This is a genomic window from Bacteroides cellulosilyticus (assembly GCF_020091405.1).
In the GTDB taxonomy this organism is placed as follows: domain Bacteria; phylum Bacteroidota; class Bacteroidia; order Bacteroidales; family Bacteroidaceae; genus Bacteroides.
The window spans coordinates 6,890,115-6,915,519 of record NZ_CP081903.1 but is presented as its reverse complement, the minus strand read 5'-3'; the positions used below and the strand labels follow the sequence as shown (position 1 = coordinate 6,915,519).

Below are 25,405 nucleotides of genomic sequence, written 5' to 3'. Positions count from 1 at the left end.
ATATTCATTTAATATCATTACAGTTATGAGAGATTTAGTAATCATGCCCAACGTGGCACAGCAAAGAGAGAGCTTAAACATGGGGAAGTATGCAGAAGAAGCTACAATCATCGAAGAAGCACCCAAGAAGGCTAACCATTTCATTGAAGCGAACACACAGGAAGTAACCTTGCAGCATCTTACAAACGACTGCATCATCCCAAGTTTCGCATCAATGGAAGAGACTATCAGTCACCAGTCCTTTATAGGTGCAGTAGTGGATGCAGCCAAGGACTACTTTCATGGAGAACAGCTTGATATGCCAGAGATACGCATATCCCATCCTATTAACGGCAGAATACCCAGCGCATTAGGGAAGAAGGCGTCTGAACTGGCAGAAGAAGAGAAAACCTTATTCTACCAACGCATGTGCTTTTGCTTTGAAATTCCATCCATTGTACACGATGAATATGGAAATCGTCTTGCATTATCCATTGGTGGAGTGAGAGCATACAATGAGGTTAACCTGTACAGTAAGAAAGCTGTTGAGAAGTTCAAAATCTTCATAGGTTTCCGTAATCGTGTGTGCAGTAACCTTATGCTTACAACAGATGGCTTGCAGGATAAAATCGAGGTGATGAGCATACAAGAACTATACTCAGCAGCATTGAACCTGTTCCATGCCTATAATCCGTCCAAAGACCTGCACCTGTTAAAGACACTTGGCAGCATGAACATTACGGAATCTGAGTTCTGCCAGATTATAGGAAGGATGAGATTATACCAAGCTCTTAATCCTAATCAGCAGCGGGATTTACCTCGCTTACTATTGGGAGACAGTCAGATTAACGCGGCTTGCAGGGCATTCGTTTCTGATACCAATTTCAAGAGTACGGGAGGCAGCATTACAGGTTGGCAGCTTCTCAATCTCCTTAATGGAAGCGTCAAGTCAAGCTACATAGACAACTTCTTGGAAAGGAATCTGAACTGCACAGAGTTTGTACAAGGCATTCAGCGTGCCAAACAGGGAGACAGTGAGTATGCTTGGTTCTTGGGATGAGCGTCTTACTGAATGGGCACTACTCCGGTGGTGTCCATTTTCTATTCCATGCCTCCCTTATATACTAAGAGTTATAACCCCAGATTATTAGACATTATGAATACAAAGGAAATAGAAAAGGCTATAAATCATATAACTACCTTACAGGTTAGATTATGCCACAGCGAGAACAACCTGCAATACATAAAGAGATTACAGGCTTTAAGGCATTGGCTAAACACACTGGACACCTTATTAGATAAGCAAGGAAAGTCACAGGGTGAGTATGCGGCAGCTTATAAGAGCTACTTCCAACCATGTTGCGGGTTCTCATTCTACGACAGGGTTTATCATTCCATCTTAGCTTATCAGTACGGAGATAAACCGTTCTAATAATACGTACTGAAATGGGATGCTCTTGATATTCACTTCTATTATTAGTGAACATACGATTAGTAGCCAGAGAGTTAGACGGCTCAGTACGGGAACGACATTCACTTTGATTGATTAACCTATAAAACAGAACATTATGTCACTTAAATATTCAAGTACAACTGCGGATTACCTTATATGGTCTGATGCTATGAACCTCATAAGGAAGTTAGTTAAGGACGAGAATTATAAAATCTCGCTCCTTATAGCTTTGGGATGCTTCACAGGTTTAAGAATATCTGATATTCTATCTCTAAGGTGGAAACATATATTAGGTGCTGACGAGTTCACTGTAATTGAGAAGAAGACGGGTAAGGTAAGAACTATCAGACTGAACCCCCAATTGCAGCAACATATTAAAGAGTGCTACGAGCATATAAATCCGGTTGGAATCAATGCGCCAATCCTTATAAGTCAGAAAGGCGCTATCTTCACAGTACAGAGAATCAATATCATTCTTAAAGAGGTGAAGAAGAAGTACAGGCTAAAGATTAAGAACTTTAGCTGCCATTCCCTTAGAAAGACATTTGGTAGACAGGTCTATAATATGAACAGTGATAATGCGGAACTGGCATTGGTCAAACTGATGGAACTATTCAATCATAGTTCGGTTGCCATCACAAAACGGTATCTCGGTTTAAGGCAGGAAGAGATATTACAGACTTATGACTGTCTCAGCTTCTAAAATCAGGGTAGGTAGACATTACTGAATTTCTACAAATATAGGGGGTTGGAAGAAATTCATACCTACCTTGGATTATGAAGTAGAGATAACTCTCAACATTTAATAAACAATATCCTTGCTAATCAGAACGGAATTTGTAACTTTGTGCCAATTCTAATGACACTAATGCGTTAGTGGCTTAGAAGGACATATTAGTTAACAAAGAGCGTTTAAGATATTATCCTTAATCTGAAATCTGGACAATTTCAAAGCACAGGGATGATAGGCAAGGACGCTCACGTCAATGCTATATACCCACTTCTCCAAGTGGACTATATAACATATGGCGTGGGCTATTGTTTATTACTTGTGCTTGGGCAGTCCAGAAACTCTCGTTGCCGAGAGTGCCTCAGATTAGGTAATACTCAGTAGTTCCCACGCTTCTTATTATGTAACAGTCAGTTAGGGAACACTGGCTATAATACATGAATTACCATACGAAACAGAGTACTTATCAATTAACAATTCATTAATGAAGTGTGCAGCTATCGCTGTGTTCCTCACACTTATACTATAATCGCTTGCTAGAGGGGACAGGTAAGCACAATTTCAAATCTATGTTTACAAGTAAAGAACTAATCGCATTTAGTGCAATTCTTAGAGTTGCTGCATGTGGAGAACAATCTTATCCTACTGGAAAACCTTTTAATATCCTCTTAGAAGCCTATGAGAGGTTTTCAATTTCACCAGAGATGTCAAACCAATCAGCACAGTTATCACCAAGAGAAGCTTTTATCATTTTACACAATATGGATTACTCAAAACGTAAGATAGTCTTTGACTGGATTAATGAAATCGCTGCTTGTGACACTGTTGGCAGCTTTAGATACAAGTTGGCTCAAAACGTAAAGAAGATATTAGACTTATAAGCGTAGTAATACCAAAATATTACTGTTCCTTACGCTTTTATTACAACAGCTTCCCAAAGGGAATAGGGAGGAATTAATATTAAACAAGATGTCACTTAGCACAAAAGAAAGGTTAGCGATATTACATACATTGATAATAATCGCAAATGCAGACGGACGTAGAGGCTCCCTTGAGAATAGCCTACTCAGTGAAATAGCAAGTAAAGCTCTTTGCTTTAGTTTGGAGGATTTCTTAGGTGGAATAATCGAAGAAGCCGCCTTAATGAAAGAAGAAGAAGTTCAGACATTGATTAGTAACTTGGATTTCCAGAAGAAACTTATGATACACAAATTACTTGTTGAAATGGCAACAGTAGATGAAGTAATTAATGAAATGGAACTTAAAGTACTACATTATATGGTTAAGATGTACAATCTACCTCCTTTGGTTTAAGATTCCTAATACAATTACTATCAAGAACAGAATTAAATATATATGGAATTCTTAGCAAACACATTAGAAGAAATTATAGATGGTTTCTCTAATGAATACATACGCCACAATGGAGTGGAGAAGTTCAAGAAGGTCTATGATAAGGTTAGCAATTCTAATAAGCTGGCAGAACTCGATGGTAGATCATTACGGTTAAGATTAGCACCTACCGCACACGATTTTTTGACGGCTCTTCATACAATACCATACTTCATCTTTAGCAGTCAATATACCTGCGCATTAGGGGCATTGTTCGCCATCAAGCTATGGGATGAGAAGGTAAATAGACGCTACCAATTAAACTCTTCTCTTGAACTGAGAAATAAGGCAATAGCAGTATTAGAAATCTTAAAACTATAACAATATGGGACTATTTAATGCTTATAAGACGGTAAATCGAGCTAATCATCTCCTAAAGGAAATGGAGGTACAACTTGACTTCTTATATAATAAACTTGCGTCTGGCTGTTCTTTCCAACAAATACGGTTAGAATGGAATGTTCTAAAGGAACAATTCATTGAGTTACAAGAAGTCATATCAAGCAGTAGTGCTGCAACTATTGCATCATACAGATTTAAAGGAAGACAAGCTACCACAAGGGAACTCTTTTCATTCTTAAAGTCTATATTAGATGATCTAGATGTAGAGCTTAAAAGACAAGGAGCATAATATACTATATGGCAACTTTATTAATGCTTACGATTAAGGCAACTGTGAGAACCTATATAATTATTCTTGTAACAACGTGTTTACTATCATGCCAACTCAAGCAGCAGGAAGTTATACAAAGCTCCACCATAGACAGCACCTTACAAGTTAAGGCTACTTCTATATTAGGAAACAAGTTATCAGAGATTAACGCCTTATCTGGACAAGTGATTATCATGGAAGTTCAGACAGGACAAATCAAGGCTCTGGTTGGACTTGAAAGGAAAGACAGTACAGACTATCAACCAAGTGAGAACTTCGCCACCCAGCAGCCTACAAGCCTAATGCACCCAATATCATTATTGGCAGCTTTGGAAACTGGAAAAGTTGAATTGGGTGAGATGGTGGACGTTGACAATGGTATCTATCATGTAGATGGAGAAGAACTGAAAGACCATAATTGGCATAGAGGCGGATATGGTGAGATTTCAGTGAAACAAGGATTGGCTTACAGTTCCAACATTGCAGCTTATAAGGTGATAGAAGCTGCGTTTGATAATCATACGCAGGATTACTTTAACTTACTGAATAAAATGAGTTACGGAAAGCCAGATAGCATCACAGGAATAGCTAATCTGAAATCCTATTCTGTTGAAGATGGTAACACCACTTGGTTCTGCATTGGATATGACCAACTGATTACTCCAATTCAGATTCTCACATTTTATAATGCCATTGCTAACAATGGGAAAATGATACAACCACAGCTATATAAGGATAGCATAACGGTAATCAACCCACTAATAGCAAGTCAGGCGAGCATCGGCAAACTGAAACAGGCATTGCTATTCAATGTAACAGACGGATTAGGTAAAACAGTTAAGTCTAATAAGGTCTCAGTAGCAGGGATGCAAGGTACTATTGTTATCAATGAAGAAGATGCTGAATATGGAGTTGAGTTCTGTGGTTACTTCCCTGTTGACAATCCCAAATACACAATGATAGTCTCTATCAACAAGAGGGGATTACCTGCGAGTGGTGGATTGATGGCTGGAGATGTGTTTAGACAAATTATAGAAGCATATTAAGGCAACGGATGCTGAATCAGAAGAGAACTACGAAATGAAGAAGAGATGATATCTCTAAAGTACTGAGGATGAAGCGGCATTGAATTACTCTTTGCCGCTTTTCTTACAGAGCTTTATCACTTCTCAGTTTAGGACATATACCACATTCTAACGGACTTATGAGTAAGGGTGCATGGTTATTATGGGATATGATGTGTGTGAGACCATTGAGCGATAAATCTCTCCTAGAACAGAGAATGGTTTGGCTGGAAGATGAAATCGTAGTCGAAGACTGGAACTCCTGTAGTATGGATTTGTAGGTTTTAGGGTACTATATAGAAAACCTATGGTTTCATACCTGTTGGAGTGAAAGTGGTGGACTATACTAACTGGGTTGACGGTTTCCTAATAGTTTCCTAATCAACCTAATATATGAGAGTTAATCAACAGGAAACAAGGATGTTAAGTGAATAGAGCGTCAGATTCCGGTTCTGAAGGTCGTGCGTTTGAATCGCACCGGGGTCACACAACAAAAAGGGGGATACCATCACGGTGTCCCCCTTTTTCCCTTTCCAGTTGTAAAGTCAACTCTAATGTCCTACTTCCGTCATTTCTATCGGAAGAGTAGGATATGTTCCTTTTAATCCCTCTAGCTCTGTACCGGTAGCGTAAATAAATACGCATCTGTTTACAGCGGGAATCTGTATTTCTTTTACTTGTTCTTTCCATCTGCGTTTTACGTAAATGGTAGGGAGATAAGTTATCATGCCTTTATTTTCCAAAGTTTCTTTGGTTTTTCTTTCTTTCCGGGGCAATGTCAGTACAATGTACCAGTTTCGCGTTTCGTTAAGACGGCTTTTAATGTCTTGGAGTATCATAATCAATTTTGATTGGCGTAATGATAAAATTGAAGGTATTGAAGAATTGTGGTTTATTGTCAACGACCATGGGAAGTGGTGAAACTTCCAGTCGTATGCTCTAATATTTCTTTTGGATTTTCATGCCATTTAGAGTTTACACAGCAATTTTTGTCTGTGTATTGAGCTTGTATAGTGGCAGGTAAAGCCAAAAACAATAAAATCAAGAAGCAATTCTGTCTTTTGTACTTTTTATAATCATTGTATATCCATAATAGAATTGTCAAGATACAAACAGGAATCGCTATCAGAATAAGAATCAGTAGAGTCATGGTAATTTGATTATTTATTGTTTATATCATTCTGCGACAAAAGTATCACAATTTATTTGATAAAACAAGTGAATTGTGAATAAATAGGTATTACAGGACAGATAAATTTTTATTTCACTTCCTCTAGGTTTGGATAATAAATCGTACCTTCATAGAAATGGAAAAGACTACTATATACATCGGTGAAGTTATAAAAAATGTCATGGTTGAAAAACTGGTGACAAAGGCTGAACTTGCAAGAAGACTGCAAGTTAAGCCTCAGAGTGTTGACTATATGTTGACACGAAAAAGTATTGATACGGATACTTTATATAATGTTTCAAAAGCTTTGGATTATGATTTTGCCCTGCTCTATTCTATCGATAAAGAACAGATGAATTATGATAGGGGAAATGAAGCTTATAAACTCTCTACTGCCAAGATTTTGATAGAGCTTGAGTTAAAACCTGACGAAATAATAAAGTTAAATTTAAGGAAAAAGATCAGTGAACTATTAAGATAAAATATTTTCTTTTCCATAAATAAAAAAGCGTCCGATTTCTTTATTCGAACGCTTTACGTAAGTTCTCCCAATTGTCGCAAAAATCCTGCATAGACGGGAATAATACATTTGCTCCGGCATCCAGTAAGACCTGTCCGTTGATGGGACCTGTGTTGACAGCTACTGTAAATATACCTGCTGCTGCACCAGCTTGTACGCCCATAGGCGCATTTTCTACTACGATAGCTTCATTGGGGGCTAATCCTCCTTTTTGTAAAGCCATCAGGTAAGGTTCCGGATGTGGTTTCCCATATTTCACATCGAAGGCAGTTACCATCAGTTCGCGACGGAACATACCGGGGAAGTTATGCGACAGACGGTCTAATAATGAGTGTTGTCCGGAACCGGTGACCACCATCGGTATCAGTCCATCCGATTTTATTTTCTGCAGTACTTCCCATGCACCGGGCATGCGTTCCGGTTCGGGGTTACTGTTGAATTCTGCACTCTTTTCTGCATAAATGCTCTGTATCATTTCGGGAGTGGCATCTTTTCCGTATTGCCGTTGATAGACGATATTGATAGTAGCAGCTCCGGTTCGTCCTTCATGCAGGTAAGCTTCTTCACGGCTCAAGTGCAATCCATGGCGTTCCATTACCTTGTGCCAGGCATCGGCATGGTAAGGCATGGAATTAAATAATACGCCGTCCATATCGAAAAGAACGGATTTCAATTGAATTTTTGAGTGCCCGCTGGACTGAAGATAGCGGGAAATAGCTTCTTGAAACATAATACCTATTGTTTTATGGTTGCAAAGATACAATAAAAAAACGAGGTGTGAATGATTAAACTCATCCACACCTCGTTTATATATGGTTAACTGACTCTTTCTTAAAGTCTTGCCTGAATAGCTTTTGACTCTTCTTCATATCCCGGCTTGTTCAGCAATGCAAACATATTCTTTTTGTATGCTTCTACGCCCGGTTGATTGAACGGATTTACGCCCAGCAGATAACCGCTGATACCGCATCCTATTTCAAAGAAGTAAAGTAACTGACCGATATTGTATTCGTCCAGCTTCTCGATGATAATACGCATGTTGGGCACACCACCATCTACGTGAGCCAACTGAGTACCCAGTTCAGCCATCTTATTTACTTCGTCTACGCGCTTACCTGCAAGAAAGTTCAGACCGTCCAGATTTGCTTCGTCAGAAGGTACTTCCAGCTTGTGGTCTACGTTTTCTATAGATATTACGGTTTCGAAGATGGTACGTTCACCTTCCTGAATCCATTGTCCCATAGAGTGTAAGTCAGTAGAGAAGTCTACAGCTGCCGGGAAAATACCTTTGTTTTCCTTACCTTCGGATTCTCCGTATAATTGCTTCCACCATTCGCTTACATAGTGCAGTTTCGGGCAGAAGTTTACAAGGATCTCGATCTTCTTGCCATTCTTGTACAGCTCGTTACGGGTAGCAGCATATTGCGCAGCCAGATTCTCGGCAAACGGAACATTCACACCGCAAGCCTTTTCCATGTCAGCGGCACCGGCTACTAATTTCTCGATGTCGAAACCGGCTATCGCTATCGGCAATAAACCAACCGGAGTCAGTACAGAGAAGCGTCCTCCCACATTATCGGGGATAATGAATGATTTGTAACCTTCCTTATCAGCAGTGATGCGGGCAGCGCCTTTCTTGGCATCTGTGATGGCAACGATAACTTTCTTTGCCATTTCCTTACCACGCTGGTCTTCACATTGCTTTTTCAACAGACGGAAAGCGAGAGCGGTTTCGGTGGTAGTTCCGGATTTGGAGATATTGATGACGCCGAATTTCTTGTCTTTCAGGAATTCAGTCAGTTCATACAAATAATCTTCGCTGATATTGTGTCCTGCATAGATCATTACAGGAGCAGTTTTCTTTTCCTGCAACCAAGTGAAGCTGTTTGATAAAGCCTCGATGACTGCACGTGCGCCGAGATAGCTTCCGCCGATGCCGGCTACGATTACTACCTCACAGTTGTCGCGCAAAACTTGTGCAGTAGCTTTCAGGTCGGCCAAATGCTCTTGGCTGATAGATGAGGGGAGGTGCAACCAGCCCAGGAAGTCATTACCTTTTCCGGTACCGTTTTCCAATGCTTCCTGCGCAGCTTTTACCTGAGCTTCGTAAGCAGCAACAGATGCTTTGGAGATAAATCCAAAAGTCTTTTCGATGTTCAAACTAATCATAATATTCTAGGTTTTAAAAGCCTCTTACCCGTCCCCTTCCCTGTGGAAAAGGTAGGCTTGAGTTACTTTTGGTTTATAAGATTTATTTATAATATTCTTTTCTTTATATCGCAACTCTGACTTTATTCTCTTCTTTGCGGAAGAGGAGTTAAGGGAGAGATTATCTTAGCGAATCAGTCAGCAACTTGATTTCTATCATGGGTGAAATGCGTTCGTACAGAATGTTATAGACAGCATCCAGTATCGGCATATTGACATGGTGATGTTTGTTGATTTCCTTGATACACTTTGTACCGTAATATCCTTCGGCAATCATCTCCATTTCTATTTGCGCGCTTTTTACAGAATACCCCTTACCAATCATTGTACCAAACGTGCGATTACGGCTGAAGTTGGAATATCCTGTCACCAACAGATCACCTAAATAAACAGAATCATTTACGTTTCTGTTCAGCGGATGTACTGTTTGCAGGAAACGGTTCATTTCTTGCACGGCGTTGGATATCAATACCGCCTGGAAGTTATCACCGTACTTCAGACCGCTACAGATACCAGCGGCAATGGCGTATACGTTTTTCAGCACAGAGCTGTATTCTATACCGGCTACGTCATTGCTGACGGATGTTTTGATAAATGAACTGGCCAGACGGCGGGCGATGGTACATGCTTTGTCTGTGTCCGGACAAGCGATGGTGAGATAAGAGAGACGTTCCAAGGCTACTTCTTCCGCATGGCAGGGACCTGCCAGTACAGCAATATTTTCGGGTGGAACGCCGTATTCTTTTGTGAAGTACTCCGATACAATCAGATTGTCGTCGGGTACGATTCCTTTTATAGCAGTAATGATGAATTTATCCCGTATCCGCGTTTTCAGCTTCTTCAAGTGAGCTTTGAGATAGGGGGAGGGGGTGACAAATATCAGCGTATCAGACTCTTTTACTACATCGTTGATATTAGAGCTGAAGTTGATGCGCTTCATGTCGAATTTGACGCCCGTCAGGTAGGCAGGGTTATGGCCCAGTCGTTTAAAATCGGTTATGCGATCATCTCGTCGCATATACCAGTTAATCGACTCAGCCTGAGCAAGTACCATTTTTGCAATGGCTGTAGCCCAGCTTCCTCCGCCCATTATGGCTATCTTTCCGGGTAGTTTCATATCGAAATTAATAATTAATAATTAAAAATTAAAAGGGGAAAGGAAACTCCTTTCCCTCATTCGATCTTTAATCTTCTTATTTAATTTTTAATTCTTTAATTCTTAATTTTCTCAATCCAGCCTTCTACGTCGTTTACCGACGGGTTGGTCAGTTCCAGTTTGTATTTCTTGTTAATACCGCAAATGTCCTGGTGCAGTTTTTGCGGATTCACATCTTTCATATCTTCTATTGTGTTGTAGCCGGCTTTCTGAATAACGGGTACCCAGTCTTCGGCAATGCCCAGTTCCATATATTGGGCGGGAGCATCTTTCGGAGTGATCTTTTCGGGGCGCATTTGCGGGAAGAACAATACTTCCTGAATATACGACTTGCCTGTCATTAGCATTGTCAGACGGTCAATGCCGATACCGATACCTGATGTGGGAGGCATACCGAATTGCAGGGCACGCAGGAAATCCTGGTCGATGAACATAGCTTCATCGTCTCCCTTTTCACTCAATCGCAATTGATCTTTGAAACGTTCTTCCTGGTCGATGGGGTCGTTCAGCTCGCTATAAGCATTGGCAAGCTCTTTACCGTTCACCATCAGTTCAAAACGTTCGGTTAATCCCGGTTTACTGCGGTGCATCTTGGTCAGCGGACTCATTTCAACAGGATAGTCAGTAATGAAAGTAGGCTGAATGAAAGTGCCTTCGCAGAATTCACCGAATATTTCATCTATCAATTTGCCTTTACCCATGGTGTCGTCAATCTCCATTTTCAGTTCTTTGCAGACCTGGCGGATTTCTTCTTCACTCTTGCCATTGAGGTCGTAACCTGTTTTTTCCTTGATAGCGTCCAGGATGGGCAAGCGGCGGTATGGTGCCTTGAAGCTGATGGTCTTACCGTCGATGGTAGTTTCTTCGCTGCCGTTCACGGCAATGCAGATACGTTCCAGCAATTTCTCGGTGAAACTCATCATCCAGTTGTAATCCTTATATTGTACGTACAGTTCCAGACAGGTGAATTCCGGGTTATGATTCTTGTCCATACCTTCGTTGCGGAAGTTCTTTCCGATTTCATATACACCCTCGAAGCCACCTACAATCAGACGTTTCAGGTAAAGCTCGGTAGCGATACGCAGATACAGATCCATATTCAGTGAGTTGTGGTGAGTGATGAAAGGACGGGCGCTTGCTCCACCTGCGATGGATTGCAGAATCGGAGTTTCCACTTCTGTGTAGCCGGCTTCGTCCAGTACGGCACGCATGGTCTTAATAACCGTGGCACGTTTCAGGAATGTTTCTTTTACGCCGTCATTCACTACAAGGTCAACGTAACGTTGACGATAGCGGAGTTCGGGATCTTCAAAGGAGTCATAAGCTACACCGTCTTTGTATTTTACAATAGGCAACGGTTTGATGGATTTTGCCAGTACAGTCAGCTTTTGGGCATGGATACTGATTTCACCCATTTGGGTACGGAATACAAAACCCTCGATTCCAATGAAGTCGCCTAAGTCGAGCAGGCGTTTAAATACAGTGTTGTAGAGATCCTTGTCTTCTCCCGGACAGATATCGTCGCGGGTAATATATACCTGAATGCGACCTTTAGAGTCCTGCAATTCAATGAATGAAGCCTTGCCCATCACGCGGCGTGTCATCATACGTCCGGCTACGGATACTTTGCGAGGTTCAGCGTCATCTTTGAATTCTGCTTTTATATCAGTGGAGAAAGCATTGGTTACATACTCTGCAGCGGGATAGGGATCGATGCCCATCGCGCGAAGTTCATTCATACTATTACGTCGAATGATTTCCTGTTCACTTAGTTCTAATACATTCATTTCGTTGTACATTAACACTATTTGGGGCAAAAATACGAAACATTTTTCATATAATGGCACGAAGGAGGGGAGAATTAGGAAAAGTTTAGGGCTAATGTGTGCATGGATATCTTGATTTCAGGCTGATAATTGATTGTGAGAGCGGGTTATGGGAAAGGTCGTTATAAAAAAACATCCTTTGGGAACTAGAAAAGGATAAAAGGGAGGAGTCGGGTGTTGATACCTACAGGTACGCCATACGCGTCATAAACTTTGATGCCACTTTTTGGGAGATACCCCCGATACCTGTTTGAAATTGCGATAAAAAGAACTTTCCGACAGATAGCCGGATCTTATACATACTTCCGTAACGCTCAGCGAGCGGTCTTCTTTCATCAGTTCTTGCGCATATTCTATGCGCAACCGATTGATTAACTCCGAAAAAGATGTGCTCATCTGCACATTGATGGCCTGATACAGGTAATTCCTGTTGGTCTGAAGGCGTGAGGTCAGGTCGGATATCTTCAGGTCCGGAAGCAGAAAGAGTTGTTCTTCCCTCAAAATGGAAACCAACCGGATTGAAAGATCCCGGAAATGATCGCTCGTATGTTCTTTCTGCGGATCCGGACTTTGCCCGAATTCTGAACAGGCTTCCGTATCGCTCGTCATCTCTTTGGCGGTAAACGTGCGCTTGTGCCCCTCGTAGCCTATAAGGAACAGAAATGTGCCAAAAAGTAGCGAAAGGGGAGCTAAGAGGGTGCCGTGGTTTATAAAATAAGATTTTCCGAGTAAATTGACCACGAACGACAGGCAGGAAATGATTACAAAGTATATCAGCAGGTTGCGCATGCGGGTAAACGTTTTGTTTTCTGTATCCGAGTAGTAGTCATTCACGCTCTTGTTGAACCGGCTGATATGCCGCTCCCCGAAATACAGCACCAGTGTCAGTTCTGCGGAGAATACGATGGCTGCCAACTGATGCAATCTTGTCTGAAGCCATATTCCGGTAGTTTTCATATCATATGAACCGGAATAGAAGTAATTGCCGGCAAAATAGTCTGATTCGTCTTTGGTCATGTAAGCGTACGTCACCCCTATGGAAATGCTGACGCAGGCAGCCGGAAGAAGCACCCACCAATTTCGTGGAGAAATAGAGGCGTTGGTGGTCACCCATTTGATATAAAGAAAGAAAATGGGAAAAACAGCCAGATTCGCGAAAGAATAAACAGTGTCCGTCAACGGTATCAGAGAGTATTCCTTATTGAAGTAACAACAGTGTCCCAGATACAGGAATGTGGCCGTCAGCATGAAAAAGAAAAACAACCGTTTGCCCGAATCGCAACCGGAATATCCCATAAGGAAAAAACAACACCAGAAAAGGCAGGCAAACATCGGAAAGGTGGTGACAATGGCTTCTATCATGGTTTTTTTTTCAAAGATACTTGTTTAAAACAATATATGGTGCGTCTCGATTCTTTTTTTGTGATTTTGAGAATAGAAACTGCAAATATGAGAGTGCATACTCCACGCTAAGGCGTAATTTTGAATTGTGTAGCGCGCAGGTCCGCAATGCGGATATTTTAATAACTTTTAAAAATACTATTTTATGAATGCTAAACATTACACTTTAAGAAAACATTGGCTGATTCTTTTGATCGGTTGGATAGTGCTTGCGGCAGGAGTTTTTCCACTGCAGGGACAGGAATCGTATATCTCGAACCGAATGGTGAACTTGAGCCGGATAGAGGGGGAGAAAGAACTGGAAAGCGTAACCGTTGACCGCCAAATAGAGGGAAACACCATCCACCTGCTTTGGGTGGAATACGAATACAATAAACCGGGAAAGCTTTATTATCGCCGGTCTGCGGATTTGGGAGAGACGTGGGATAACCCCATACTGATTATGACTCAAAGCGACAGTGGAGAATTGACCGGCAGCGAATATCGTAAATCAATGGCAGTGTCCGGGAACACGGTTCACATAGCGGTTACCGACTATAATTATGCGGATAATGGTACCGGCAGACTTTATTATTTTCGTTCCGACGATAATGGGGTGGCATTCTCGGAAGGAACGGTCATTGATATGATAGACGGCTACAAGCGTATAACAAATTCGCAGATCAGGGCAATGGGCGAACAAGTCGTCATAGCTTATAGGAAAGAATTATATAGAGCGTCGGAACTTTATGCCGCCGTTTCGACTGATAGCGGAAAGAATTTCAAAAAGAACTTGGTCGATAAAAGTTCGACCGAAACACATGCCACCACACTCTATGACTTGCATTTTGACGGAAGTCATATTCACGTCCTGCATGGTTATTATTCGTGGTACTTAGGTCCCGGGGGAGGTCGTGTCTATATGAGTACTTCCGCCGACCGGGGACAAATATTCTCAACGAAGTTGTTGTCGGGAGATATTACCTCCTGTTTTGAACCTTGGCCGTCTAACAGAGGTGACCACTACTGGCCTCATATGGCCAAGGTCGGAAACACGCTTCACGTAATCTTTGAACGGTATGAGAAAGCTTCCATGTATGTGCGTTCGGATGACAATGGCGCAACGTGGACTCCTCCCATAAACCTGAGGGAGGCGGATATGACCAACAATCAGTCTTCTCACCATACTATAATAGCGAAAGGAGATTACGTATACGTAAGTTATTCCTACAGGGGACATCATTACCTGAAAATATCGAAAGACAAAGGACTTTCTTGGAAACCGTCCCGCAGGATAATGAGACAATCTCCCGGAAATGTGACTCTTTACAAACTTCTTCCGGATCCCAACGATGTTACCGGAAAAACATTTTATGTCTTCGGCGGGTGTTTTGATAAGGCAAAATCAACAAATGCCGGAGAATCTTTCATTGACATAGCCACTTATCCCATTAATTTTAATTCTAGACCGGGAAAAGTTAACCAATTGATGATAGACGGAAAGGGAACAGAACACCTGATTGCTTCGCTGGCTCCGATATCCGACTACTCGCAATCGGACAAAATAGACCTTTACTACCTCCGTTTCGGGAATCAGCCTGCACCGGGGGAACTTAACAAGGCATGGCACGTCAAGCGCGATGTAGATGAGCCTTATCAGGGCATGATTGTCTGCGGAAACTCCGACTTCCGTCCGGACAAGGCGTTGACGGTAGAGGCGTGGGTGAATTTCAAGGAAGGTATCTATGGTGCGGGAAACATATTCTCACGAAGCCAGGGATATCATACACAAGGTTCTTTCAACTTGGGAATCAGGACATACAGTAGCTACGGTAATGGTTTCCCGACTCTGTATGTCAGAACCGACAAGGGTGAAGTGGAGATGTATAAGGAAGAGCGGATAGACGACACTCTTTGGCATCATGTGGCATTCACGTACGAAGACCATCCGGACAGGTTGCTCAACCTGAAGATGTATATTGATGGTGAGCAGGTGCTGGAGAAGGAACTGGCAGGAAGCCTGCTTGCGGATGACGACTACATGTATGTGGTAGGTCCGGATCAGTTTCGAAATGACAAGGTCGATTATTGGATTGACGATGTAAGGATGTGGTCGCGAGCCCTGACCGCCGAAGAGATAAAGACAAACATGCGCCGGAAAGATTTCAGCGGGGAAGAAGCGCTGGAACTCTACCTCTCTTTCGACGACACATTCAAGGACTTGTCCGGCAACGGGAACGACGGGGTTCCGATGATGAGCGTCACATTCGAGGAAACGGAACGCGACAATATCCCGACCGCCGGTTTCGAAGTTTACAAGGAGGGGTATGAAGTGACTTTCGGCAACCGTTCGGAGAACGGGATCTCCTATGAATGGGATTTCGGGGACAAGACGCCTGCTTCTGTCCTGAAAAACCCGAAACACGTCTATGCCAAGCCGGGTGTATATAAAGTGCTGTTGAAAACGTCCAACAACGTGGGCAGAGCCGCTTCCGCACAAACCGTCAACATAACGGGGGTGGAACGGATTGAGCCGTCCTCGGCCGGAAACATGGGACTGGCGCGCATTTCCGTGTTCGGCGGAGGTTTTGGGAAGGAGAGCGTTTTGTTCCTCCGCAAGCCGGGCGAACAAGACCTTCCCGTCATGAATCCGGAATTTCCGGAAGGAGGCGGAGTATTGGGAGGCTTTTTGGACATGAGCAAGGCAAAGACCGGAAAGTGGGACGTGGTAGTGAAGAACGGCGACACGGAATACGTCCTTGCGGAGGCTTTCGAAGTGGTGGAAGCTGAAGAGCCTGAAACGTGGTGCGCGCTGGAAGGACGAGACAGGATGCTCTTCAATAAATGGCAGACATACACCATCAGCTATGGTAACCGAGGCAACGTGGATGCTTACATCGTGCCGGTCTATTTCGCCATATCCGACGTGGAGGGGTTGGAAGTGGAATACCTCGATTTCGTGACGGTGCAACCGGAAGAATTGGCGGTGGCAGACATCGGCAAGAAAATGATGAATGAAATGGGAGACTTCTCCGTGGTGAATGACAGAATAGACGGAATGCACAAGACGCGGATTTACCCGCTGGTGATTCCCGTGATACCGGGCAACAGTAACGGAGCTATACGTATCCGGATCAAATCGCCTGGCGACGTAAGCATCGCCGTGTGGTCCAACCCACTATGGGGGCAACTCGGAACTTTGGTGACCAGGAGCGGTGAAAGTCAGGGAATAGTCGCGGCAGGCACATGCTTCATCGAAGCACTGGGAATGGCAGCTATCGATGGAGGTTTGTCGGTGATACCGGGAGTCAGTTGCGCATGGGGAGCCTTGAAGATCGGTTGGAACTGGGGGAATGTGTTTCAGGGAAAAGAGACCCTTTTCAACGCTGCCTGGATAACCGGGACGAGCCTGGGGAGTTGTGCCCTCAGCTTTTCGGGTGTTCCGTTCATCTACCAGCTCGTCAGTAGCTTAGTCATACAGGGCGCTGACATGGTCAAAACCGGAAAAGATTGCATGGCCAAGAAAGGCGGAGGACAGAAGCATGTGAAAGCGGTGAGTTCTTTCGACCCGAACGAGAAGATAGGTCCCGCGGGATATGGTACGGAGCATTGGATACGTCAACCCTCGGACATGTCATACAGCATTTTATTCGAAAACAAGAGCAGTGCTACCGCGCCGGCGCATACGGTGACCGTCCATGATACGCTCGACCTCGGCCGCTTCGACTTGTCGCAGTTCGGTTTCGGAGACTTCGGTTTCGGCGGCAGGACATACAGCCTCAAGGGAGACAACCTGCGCTCGTTTGCCCAAGACGTGGATCTGCGTCCGGGGAAGGAACTTATCATACGTGTGACAGGTCATCTGGATGAGGCGAAAGGAGTCCTTCGCTGGGATTTCCTTACTCTCAACCCCACCACGATGGAAGAAGAGGAAGATCCCGACTTAGGCTTCCTGCCTCCTAACAAGACAGCTCCCGAAGGGGAGGGTTTCGTAAGCTTCCGCACAGGAATAAAGCAGGGACTCAGGACAGGGGATGTGATAGCCAACAAAGCATCCATTGTATTTGATGCCAATCCGCCGATTGTGACGGAGCTGTTTTCCAACAAGATTGATGAGACTGCTCCTGAGAGTAAAGTGGTGTCGGTCACTGCCGCCACGGGAGAGCCGCGATGGTGGATGGAATGGGAAGGAAGCGACGAAGGAACGGGAGTAATAAGGAGCTATGAGCTTTGGGTCAGCAAAAACAATGAGCCGTTCACACTTTGGAATGTATTCCCCGGAACCTCAGTGAAAGAACTGTTTGCTCCGGAGTTGGGTGCATCCTACCGCTTCTACTGTATTTCGCGCGATGATGTGGGTAATGAGCAACTTGGCCATGAGATTTTCGATGCGGGGCAATATACTTCAATTCCTTCGACGGAAGCCTCATCGCAAGCGTTGGGGGTATATCCGAATCCGTTTAAGGGAACAGCTTTTGTCCGCTACCCGGGCTTGCGGGGCGAAGGCGGTTGCAGGTTGGAAGTCATAACCTTGAGCGGTGTCAGAATACGGAGCGTTTCGTGTAGCGCGGAGGACTTGAGGAACGGCATGGCTCTGTCCGTGACGGATATCTCCGCCGGATGCTATGTGCTGGTGGTCAGAAGAGAGAACGTGCTGGGACGACAGATCATTTTCATTGAGTAGGATTTGCGGAAGAGGCTTCTCTTTCACTCATTGAAGGAAGCTTTTTCCTGTCGTGTTGAGCGAGATGAGAATCATGAAATAAGAAAGGCGCTCCGTAAGGGACGCCTTTCTTATTTCATGGAATCCGGGGGACTTTATCCTTTTCGTCCGGTCTGTTCTATAAGGCTTTTGATCTTCTCGTTCAGACTTTCCGCTTTCATCAGTTGTTCCAGCGTCAGGTGCATGCGGCAGCACCGGTAATGTTACGGATTGGCGGGTACATTGATTCGTTCTTCCTGCACCTTCTTTTGTTTGCTTGCCGGAAAATCAGTACCTTTGCACCCTCAATAAAAGAAAATAGGTATGACAGGACAAAAGGCACCCACAGCGTTGGGAACAGAAAAGATTGGAAAACTACTGATGCAATATGCAGTGCCGGCAATTATCGCCATGACGGCATCTTCCTTATATAATATGGTGGACAGCATTTTTATCGGTCACGGAGTAGGCACAATGGCTATTTCAGGACTGGCACTTACTTTTCCTCTGATGAATCTTGCTGCTGCATTCGGCTCGTTGGTAGGAGTTGGAGCTTCCACATTGGTATCGGTTAAACTGGGACAAAAAGATTACGATACAGCCCAACGTGTCTTGGGTAATGTGCTGGTGCTGAATATAGTGCTGGGATTGGCATTTACGGTAGCGACGATGATATTTCTCGATCCCATCCTTTACTTCTTCGGCGGTAGTGATGAGACGGTGAAGTACGCCCGCGAATATATGCAGATCATTTTGCTTGGCAATGTCGTCACACACCTTTATCTGGGTTTGAATGCCGTGTTGCGCTCTTCCGGACATCCACAGAAAGCAATGTATGCCACTATTGCTACGGTTGTTATCAACACGATACTTGACCCTTTATTTATCTACGGTTTCGGTTGGGGCATCCGTGGAGCCGCTATTGCCACTATCATTGCCCAGGTCATTTCATTACTGTGGCAATTCAAGATATTCAGCAATAAAGACGAACTCTTGCATTTTCACCGCGGCATTTTCCGCCTGCGCCGTAAGATTGTGATGGATTCGCTTGCTATCGGCATGTCCCCTTTCCTGATGAACCTGGCGGCATGTTTTATTGTGATCGTTATCAATCAAGGGCTGAAGCGTTATGGGGGAGATTTATCCATTGGTGCATTCGGTATTGTCAATCGGCTGGTATTTATATTTGTAATGATTGTGATGGGATTGAATCAGGGTATGCAGCCCATTGCGGGATATAACTTTGGTGCCCAGCAATACGCGCGCGTCTCCCGGGTGTTGAAACTGACAATCATCTTTGCAACGGTTGTCACAACTTCCGGCTTTCTGATGGGAATGCTTGTTCCCGAACTGGTAGTTTCGATATTTACTTCTGATGAGGAACTGATAGCAATTTCGGCACGTGGTTTACGGGTTGTAGTGATGTTTTTCCCTATCATCGGTTTCCAGATGGTGACATCCAACTTTTTCCAGAGTATCGGAATGGCAAGTAAGGCTATTTTCCTTTCTCTTACTCGCCAGATGCTTTTTCTGCTTCCGGCATTGATAATCCTGCCCCGTTTCTTTGGTGCGGCAGGTGTATGGTATAGTATGCCATTCTCCGATTTGCTTGCCAGCCTGGTAGCGCTGGTAATGTTGGTAAGGCAGTTCCGTAAATTCAAGAGAGCGGAGGGATAAGGTGAAAAACGTGTGACTTTTTTTGTTTCTTTCCTATAAATCCTTACTTTTGCTATCAGTAAACCAATATTTAGATTGAAGCTATGAATAAGAAATTCGTTGTGAACATCGGTCGCCAATTGGGAAGCGGCGGAAAGGAGATAGGGGAGAAGTTGGCAGCCCGCTTGGGCATCGATTTCTATGATAAGGAGTTGATAACTCTGGCTTCCAAGGAGAGTGGCCTCTGTCGTGAATTTTTTGAGAAAGCCGATGAGCGTGCTTCTCAGGGAATCATCGGCGGACTTTTCGGTATGCGTTTCCCTTTTGTGGGAGATGGTGCCTTACCTACCCAGAATTGTCTTAGTAATGACGCGCTTTTCAAAGTGCAGAGTGATGTGATCCGTCAGCTGGCCTCTGAGAAGTCTTGTCTTTTTGTAGGTCGTTGTGCCGATTATATTCTTCGGGAGCATCCCCGTTGCGCCAATATCTTTATTTCTGCTTCCCATGAGGCACGTGTTGCCCGTCTTTGCGCTATGCATCACATTTCGGAAGAAGAGGCGGAAAATATGATGAGCAAGGCAGATAAAAAACGTTCGGAGTATTACAATTATTATAGTTACAAGACATGGGGAGCTGCGGCAACTTATCATCTCTGTATTGATTCTTCGGTGCTGGGCATTGAGAAGACGATAGATTTTGTGGAGGAGTTTGTGAGACTCAAAATCAAGTAAGAAAATATACTACCGGCGTAGCGGAGAATTGCTCTTCCTGAGACATGATATATTATGTCAGTGAGAGTAGTTCTTCGTTATGATTATCTTATTTTGAGGGCTTAATAAATCCTATAGGATTACGGGGCTTTTCTTCTAATCGCTTTTGAAATTGTAATTCTGCTAATGTTTGATTGATCAACTCTAATTGCGTCCGGGTATCATCGTTTATGTCGTTATAATCTGCAAAAACCTCTTCGATATATTCTTTTAATTCTTTTACTTCATGTTGAAGTTCTGAAACTCTATCTATCGGTGAACAAACCAACAACTGGCGTACAGCTACGAAAGCACGCATGATTCCTCTATTAATTTCTATGGCTGTTTTAGAATTCAGTACACTGCTAAGCATTGCTATGCCAAGTTCAGCGAAAGCAAAAGGTGCATATTTGATATTGTAACCTCTCCCTCTGTTCAAGGTCGCAATTTGCGACCTTGAAAGTTCTGTTATTTCTTCCTTAGTTAGTTGAAACATGAAATCATCACCTTCGAACCTATCTATATTACGGCGGACGGCTTCTTTTAAACGTCTGGTTTCAATGCCGTACATTTCTGCTAAGTCGAAGTCTAACATTACCTTTTGACCTCTGATTTCATATATTTTACTTTGGATTAATTCTAATTCATTCATGATCTGTTGTTTTGAATATAAAAAGACACAGAGATTAATAAATACTTCTATTGAACGTAATTTATAATCTCTGTGTCTTTATGCTTTCTGTGTTTTATAAGATGCAACTTACATCATTGTCAGCAATATCATTTGTCCCGCCAGAATACGCAGGAACATTGTCAGCGGATAAACCGTAGAATAGCCTACTGCCGGAGCATCGTTGCCGGATGCCTGGTTGGCATACGCCAGTGCGGGAGGGTCTGTATTACTACCGGCAATCAATCCCATCAGCGTGAAGTAGTTCACTTTGCAATAGAAGCGGGCGATCATACCGATAATCAGCAAAGGAATTACGGTAATCAGGAAGCCATAGCCTACGTATGATAATCCGGAACCTTCTACTACGGTCTGTACAAAGTGCTCACCGGCTTCGATGCCTACACTGGCAAGGAAAAGTACAATACCGATCTCGCGCAGCATCAGGTTGGCACTCATGGTTGTATAAGTCACCAGCTTCAACTTATGACCGAATCGTCCGATAAGGATAGCAACCACCAACGGACCACCTGCCAAACCGAGTTTTACCGGAGTAGGTATGCCCGGAAAAGCGATAGGAAGACTACCCAGCAGAATACCCAGGAAGATACCCACGAAGATAGTCACAATGTTCGGTGTATCCAGACGTTTCAACTGGTTACCCAATACACCGGCAACCCGTTCTACGGCATCTTGCTGGCCTACGACCATAACGCGGTCACCTACCTGCAATATCAGATTCGGATCGGCAAACAAATCCATACCGGAACGGTTGATACGGGTTACATTCACTCCATACATACTACGGAAATGCAGGCTACCCAGTTTCTTACCGTTGATTTCGGACTTAGTCACCAATATGCGGCGTGAAACCATTGGCATATCTTGTTTTTCCCAGTCCACTTGAATTTCTTTACCGATGAAAGCGATTACCGCTTCGGCATCTTCCTCGGAGCATACGATGAATACCTGGTCTCCGATATGAAATTCCGTATCTTGGTTGGGAATGCTGACATGTCCCTCGTGGCGGATACGTGAGCATACAAAAGGACGTCCCAGAAACTCTTTGATCTGGAGGAGCTTCTTTCCGTCGATAGATTCGTTGCGAACTTCCAGATGCAACATGTGCGGCATGTGCTTCATATCAGAAGTCTGTGTAGAGAGTTCATCTTCTTCCTTTTTCAGGTTCACCCGGCAGATGTAGCGGATAGCAATAATAGAACCGATGATACCGACAACACCGAGCGGATAAGCGCAGGCATATCCCAATGCGATGGGGTCACCCGTGTAGTTCAGTTGGTTCAATGCTTCCTGTGCGGCACCCAAACCCGGAGTATTGGTGACTGCACCGTAAAGGATACCTACCATCATGGGGAGGTCGACTCCTCCGTCGATGAAGTAAATGCCCAGAGCTACTGCAATATTCAGTACAACAATACCTACTGCAAGCATATTCAGGGTCATGCCTCCTTTCTTAAAGGAAGAGAAGAACGACGGTCCTACTTGCAGACCGATACAGAATACGAATAAAATAAGCCCGAATTCGCGGATGAAGTGCAGAATGTGTGTCTCACCCGTAAAACCGAAATGTCCCATCAGAATACCTGTGAAGAGTACAAATGTCACTCCCAGTGATATTCCGAAAATCTTAATCTTACCCAAAAGCACGCCGACAGATATTACGAATGCATACAAGCATACGATATGGGCGACGGAGGCAGGGTCCCATAACAAACTCTCTAACCAATCCATAGTTACTTTTGTTTACCTTTTTTATTTAGTTGCTGAATTTTCGCGCAAAGGTAGGCATTAAAAGGGAGCTGGCAAAGGGTTTCCGGGAGTTTTTATTTTAGTCGCTTTGAGGGGGCTGACTATCTGTCTGCACCGTATCTGGAATGCACCTGCTCCGTACCTGCTCCGTAGCTTCTTCGGTCAAAGGTACCTCTAACCGAAGAAGCTACGGAGCAGGTACGGAGCAAGTACGGTCCGGATACGTTTCGGCTACAGTCCGATTTCGGGGGAATTGAACACTATCCTTTCAGAATGTCAAACTCCATGCGAATTTTACTTAAAAATCCTTGTTATTATAACTTATTGAGTATATTTGCAAGTCCTATTTTTCGACAAATAGGTAAGTGAAGAGATTACTTAATTATCTTTTTAATTAAAATAAACTATGGCAGACAGTAAAGAAAAACTCTTCTCAGACTTTGCTCCCACCACTACCGAACAGTGGATGGACAAAGTTACAGCCGACCTGAAAGGCGCTGATTTTGAGAAGAAACTCGTTTGGAAAACAAACGAAGGATTCAAGGTGAAACCTTTCTATCGCATGGAAGACCTCGAAGGACTGAAAACGACGGATGCACTTCCCGGTGAATTCCCTTATCTCAGAGGCACCAAGAAAGACAACAACGAATGGCTGGTACGCCAGGAAATCAAGGTGGAGTGCCCGAAGGAAGCTAACACAAAAGCGCTGGATATTCTGAATAAAGGCGTAGATTCACTGGCGTTCCGTGTGAAGGCAAAAGAGCTCAATGCCGAATACATCGAGACATTGCTCGAAGGTATCTGTGCCGAGTGTGTGGAACTGAACTTCTACACGTGCCAGGGACATGTAGTGGAACTTGCGGAAATCCTGGTGACTTATTTCCAAAAAAAAGGATATGACCTGACGAAATTGCAAGGTTCTATCGGCTACGACTTCTTCGACAAGATGCTGGCCAAAGGTAAAGAAAAGGGCGATATGCTGGCAACAGCCAAAGCCTTGATTGAAGCAACCGCTGCTCTGCCGGAATACCGTGTACTGAATGTAACGGCTCTGACACTGAATAATGCCGGTTCTTATATCTATCAGGAATTGGGTTATGCTCTTGCCTGGGGTAATGAATATCTGAATCAACTGACTGAAGCCGGAGTTCCTGCTGCTGTAGTTGCCAGGAAGATTAAATTCAATTTCGGTATCAGCTCCAACTATTTCCTCGAAATAGCTAAGTTCCGTGCTGCCCGTATGTTGTGGGCAAACATTGTGGCTTCTTATGATGCGGAGGCTAAATGTGCTGCCAAGATGCGTGTTCACGCTGAAACTTCTACATTCAACCTTACTTTGTTCGACGCTCATGTGAACTTGCTGCGTACGCAGACAGAAGCCATGAGTGCTGCTTTGGGCGGTGTGGACTCAATGACTGTGAGTCCGTTCGACAAAACGTATGCAACTCCTGATGAGTTCTCTGAACGTATGGCACGCAATCAGCAGTTGTTGCTGAAAGAAGAGTCTCACTTTGATAAGGTGATTGATCCTGCTGCCGGTTCATATTATATTGAAAATCTGACTGTATCCATCGCTAAACAAGCATGGGAACTCTTCCTTGCAGTAGAAGAAGAAGGCGGTTTCTATGCAGCAGTAAAAGCAGGTAAGGTACAGGCTGCCGTGAACGAAAGCAACAAGACCCGTCATAAAGCAGTTGCTCAGCGTCGCGAAGTATTGTTGGGCACCAATCAGTTCCCGAACTTCAATGAAAAGGCAGGTGAGAAGAAACCGTTTGAAGCTACTTGCTGCTGCGGTGGTCACGACACTTGCGAAAAAGATGTTCCGGCATTGAATTTCGACCGTGCTGCCAGTGAATTTGAAGCGTTGCGTCTCGAAACGGAAGCTTCCGGCAAGCGTCCGAAAGCATTCATGTTGACTATCGGCAATCTGGCTATGCGTCAGGCACGTGCTCAGTTCTCTTGCAACTTCCTGGCTTGTGCCGGATATGAGGTGATTGACAACCTTGGTTTCCCCACTGTGGAAGCCGGTATAGAGGCCGCCATGGCTGCCAAGGCTGACATCGTGGTATTGTGTTCGAGTGATGATGAATATGCAGAATATGCAGTTCCTGCCTTCAAGGCTTTGGATGGCCGTGCCATATTTATCGTAGCCGGTGCTCCTGCCAACATGGAAGAACTAAAGGCTGCCGGTATCGAGAACTTTATCCATGTTCGCGTTAACGTGCTGGAAACGCTGAGAGAATACAATAAGATATTAATGAAGAATTAAGAATTAAGAATGAAGAATTTGGCTGCGCTATAACGCCGCATGGTAATTCTTCATTCTT

At 43.9% G+C, this 25,405-nt stretch carries 21 protein-coding genes; 13 read left to right on the top strand and 8 right to left on the bottom strand.

The window, feature by feature from the left end; translation table 11 throughout:
- The first annotated feature begins 25 nt into the window (after nucleotides 1–25).
- The 8 genes from K6V21_RS26565 to K6V21_RS26530 all read left to right on the top strand — a co-directional run bounded on the left by K6V21_RS26565 (nucleotide 26) and on the right by K6V21_RS26530 (nucleotide 5,252).
- Nucleotides 26–1,039, top strand: a complete 1,014-nt coding sequence (locus K6V21_RS26565) for a DUF3871 family protein (protein ID WP_224320449.1) — start codon at nucleotides 26–28, stop codon at nucleotides 1,037–1,039.
- Nucleotides 1,040–1,135: 96 nt separating this feature from the next.
- Nucleotides 1,136–1,411 (top strand): hypothetical protein, encoded by a 276-nt coding sequence (locus tag K6V21_RS26560; protein WP_224320448.1) that lies wholly within the window; start codon nucleotides 1,136–1,138, stop codon nucleotides 1,409–1,411.
- Between the two features lie 136 nt (nucleotides 1,412–1,547).
- On the top strand, nucleotides 1,548–2,135 hold the full coding sequence (locus K6V21_RS26555) for a tyrosine-type recombinase/integrase (RefSeq protein WP_224320447.1): 588 nt from the start codon (nucleotides 1,548–1,550) through the stop codon (nucleotides 2,133–2,135).
- Nucleotides 2,136–2,731: 596 nt separating this feature from the next.
- Complete coding sequence (locus tag K6V21_RS26550; protein ID WP_224320446.1) at nucleotides 2,732–3,043, top strand: hypothetical protein; 312 nt, start codon at nucleotides 2,732–2,734, stop codon at nucleotides 3,041–3,043.
- 88 nt (nucleotides 3,044–3,131) lie between these two features.
- The gene (locus tag K6V21_RS26545; RefSeq protein WP_224320445.1) at nucleotides 3,132–3,476 is read left to right on the top strand and encodes a hypothetical protein; all 345 of its coding nucleotides are present in this window, start codon (nucleotides 3,132–3,134) and stop codon (nucleotides 3,474–3,476) included.
- 42 nt (nucleotides 3,477–3,518) lie between these two features.
- Complete coding sequence (locus K6V21_RS26540; RefSeq protein WP_224320444.1) at nucleotides 3,519–3,875, top strand: hypothetical protein; 357 nt, start codon at nucleotides 3,519–3,521, stop codon at nucleotides 3,873–3,875.
- A 4-nt stretch (nucleotides 3,876–3,879) separates the two neighbouring features.
- On the top strand, nucleotides 3,880–4,185 hold the full coding sequence (locus K6V21_RS26535; protein WP_224320443.1) for a hypothetical protein: 306 nt from the start codon (nucleotides 3,880–3,882) through the stop codon (nucleotides 4,183–4,185).
- A 23-nt stretch (nucleotides 4,186–4,208) separates the two neighbouring features.
- A complete protein-coding gene (locus K6V21_RS26530; RefSeq protein ID WP_224322102.1) occupies nucleotides 4,209–5,252 on the top strand; it encodes a penicillin-binding transpeptidase domain-containing protein in 1,044 nt (347 codons plus the stop codon).
- A gap of 569 nt (nucleotides 5,253–5,821) precedes the next feature.
- Here the strand turns inward: K6V21_RS26530 and K6V21_RS26525 are convergent.
- Nucleotides 5,822–6,109, bottom strand: coding sequence for a UpxY family transcription antiterminator (locus K6V21_RS26525; protein WP_007218941.1), 288 nt, complete (start codon nucleotides 6,107–6,109; stop codon nucleotides 5,822–5,824).
- 468 nt (nucleotides 6,110–6,577) lie between these two features.
- On the opposite strand from K6V21_RS26525, the gene K6V21_RS26520 reads away from it, so the two are divergent.
- Nucleotides 6,578–6,922: a helix-turn-helix domain-containing protein gene (locus K6V21_RS26520; RefSeq protein WP_034754569.1), complete on the top strand. Its 345-nt coding sequence runs from the start codon at nucleotides 6,578–6,580 to the stop codon at nucleotides 6,920–6,922.
- Nucleotides 6,923–6,962: 40 nt separating this feature from the next.
- Here K6V21_RS26520 and K6V21_RS26515 read toward each other — a convergent pair whose 3' ends face one another.
- From K6V21_RS26515 to K6V21_RS26495, 5 genes are all read right to left on the bottom strand, one after another.
- Entirely contained in the window at nucleotides 6,963–7,691 is a 729-nt protein-coding gene (locus K6V21_RS26515; RefSeq protein WP_224320442.1) for an HAD family hydrolase, read from the bottom strand.
- Between the two features lie 101 nt (nucleotides 7,692–7,792).
- On the bottom strand, nucleotides 7,793–9,130 hold the full coding sequence (locus tag K6V21_RS26510) for a glucose-6-phosphate isomerase (RefSeq protein ID WP_224320441.1): 1,338 nt from the start codon (nucleotides 9,128–9,130) through the stop codon (nucleotides 7,793–7,795).
- A gap of 160 nt (nucleotides 9,131–9,290) precedes the next feature.
- On the bottom strand, nucleotides 9,291–10,286 hold the full coding sequence (locus K6V21_RS26505; RefSeq protein ID WP_007210337.1) for an NAD(P)H-dependent glycerol-3-phosphate dehydrogenase: 996 nt from the start codon (nucleotides 10,284–10,286) through the stop codon (nucleotides 9,291–9,293).
- 95 nt (nucleotides 10,287–10,381) lie between these two features.
- Nucleotides 10,382–12,112 carry a lysine--tRNA ligase gene (lysS, locus tag K6V21_RS26500; RefSeq protein WP_224320440.1) on the bottom strand — a complete coding sequence of 577 codons (1,731 nt, stop codon included), beginning with the start codon at nucleotides 12,110–12,112 and terminating at the stop codon, nucleotides 10,382–10,384.
- A gap of 243 nt (nucleotides 12,113–12,355) precedes the next feature.
- Entirely contained in the window at nucleotides 12,356–13,513 is a 1,158-nt protein-coding gene (locus K6V21_RS26495; protein ID WP_224320439.1) for a helix-turn-helix domain-containing protein, read from the bottom strand.
- 184 nt (nucleotides 13,514–13,697) lie between these two features.
- Between K6V21_RS26495 and K6V21_RS26490 the strand changes: the two genes are divergently transcribed.
- The 3 genes from K6V21_RS26490 to K6V21_RS26480 all read left to right on the top strand — a co-directional run bounded on the left by K6V21_RS26490 (nucleotide 13,698) and on the right by K6V21_RS26480 (nucleotide 20,620).
- Entirely contained in the window at nucleotides 13,698–18,215 is a 4,518-nt protein-coding gene (locus K6V21_RS26490) for a LamG-like jellyroll fold domain-containing protein (protein WP_224320438.1), read from the top strand.
- Between the two features lie 342 nt (nucleotides 18,216–18,557).
- Nucleotides 18,558–19,910: an MATE family efflux transporter gene (locus K6V21_RS26485; RefSeq protein ID WP_007218949.1), complete on the top strand. Its 1,353-nt coding sequence runs from the start codon at nucleotides 18,558–18,560 to the stop codon at nucleotides 19,908–19,910.
- Nucleotides 19,911–19,993: 83 nt separating this feature from the next.
- Entirely contained in the window at nucleotides 19,994–20,620 is a 627-nt protein-coding gene (locus tag K6V21_RS26480) for an AAA family ATPase (RefSeq protein WP_007218950.1), read from the top strand.
- Between the two features lie 88 nt (nucleotides 20,621–20,708).
- Here K6V21_RS26480 and K6V21_RS26475 read toward each other — a convergent pair whose 3' ends face one another.
- Nucleotides 20,709–21,290, bottom strand: a complete 582-nt coding sequence (locus K6V21_RS26475) for an ORF6N domain-containing protein (protein ID WP_224320437.1) — start codon at nucleotides 21,288–21,290, stop codon at nucleotides 20,709–20,711.
- 108 nt (nucleotides 21,291–21,398) lie between these two features.
- A complete protein-coding gene (locus tag K6V21_RS26470; RefSeq protein ID WP_224320436.1) occupies nucleotides 21,399–23,060 on the bottom strand; it encodes a putative transporter in 1,662 nt (553 codons plus the stop codon).
- A gap of 424 nt (nucleotides 23,061–23,484) precedes the next feature.
- Between K6V21_RS26470 and mutA the strand changes: the two genes are divergently transcribed.
- The gene (gene mutA / locus K6V21_RS26465) at nucleotides 23,485–25,347 is read left to right on the top strand and encodes a methylmalonyl-CoA mutase small subunit (RefSeq protein WP_224320435.1); all 1,863 of its coding nucleotides are present in this window, start codon (nucleotides 23,485–23,487) and stop codon (nucleotides 25,345–25,347) included.
- Nucleotides 25,348–25,405: the final 58 nt, after the last annotated feature.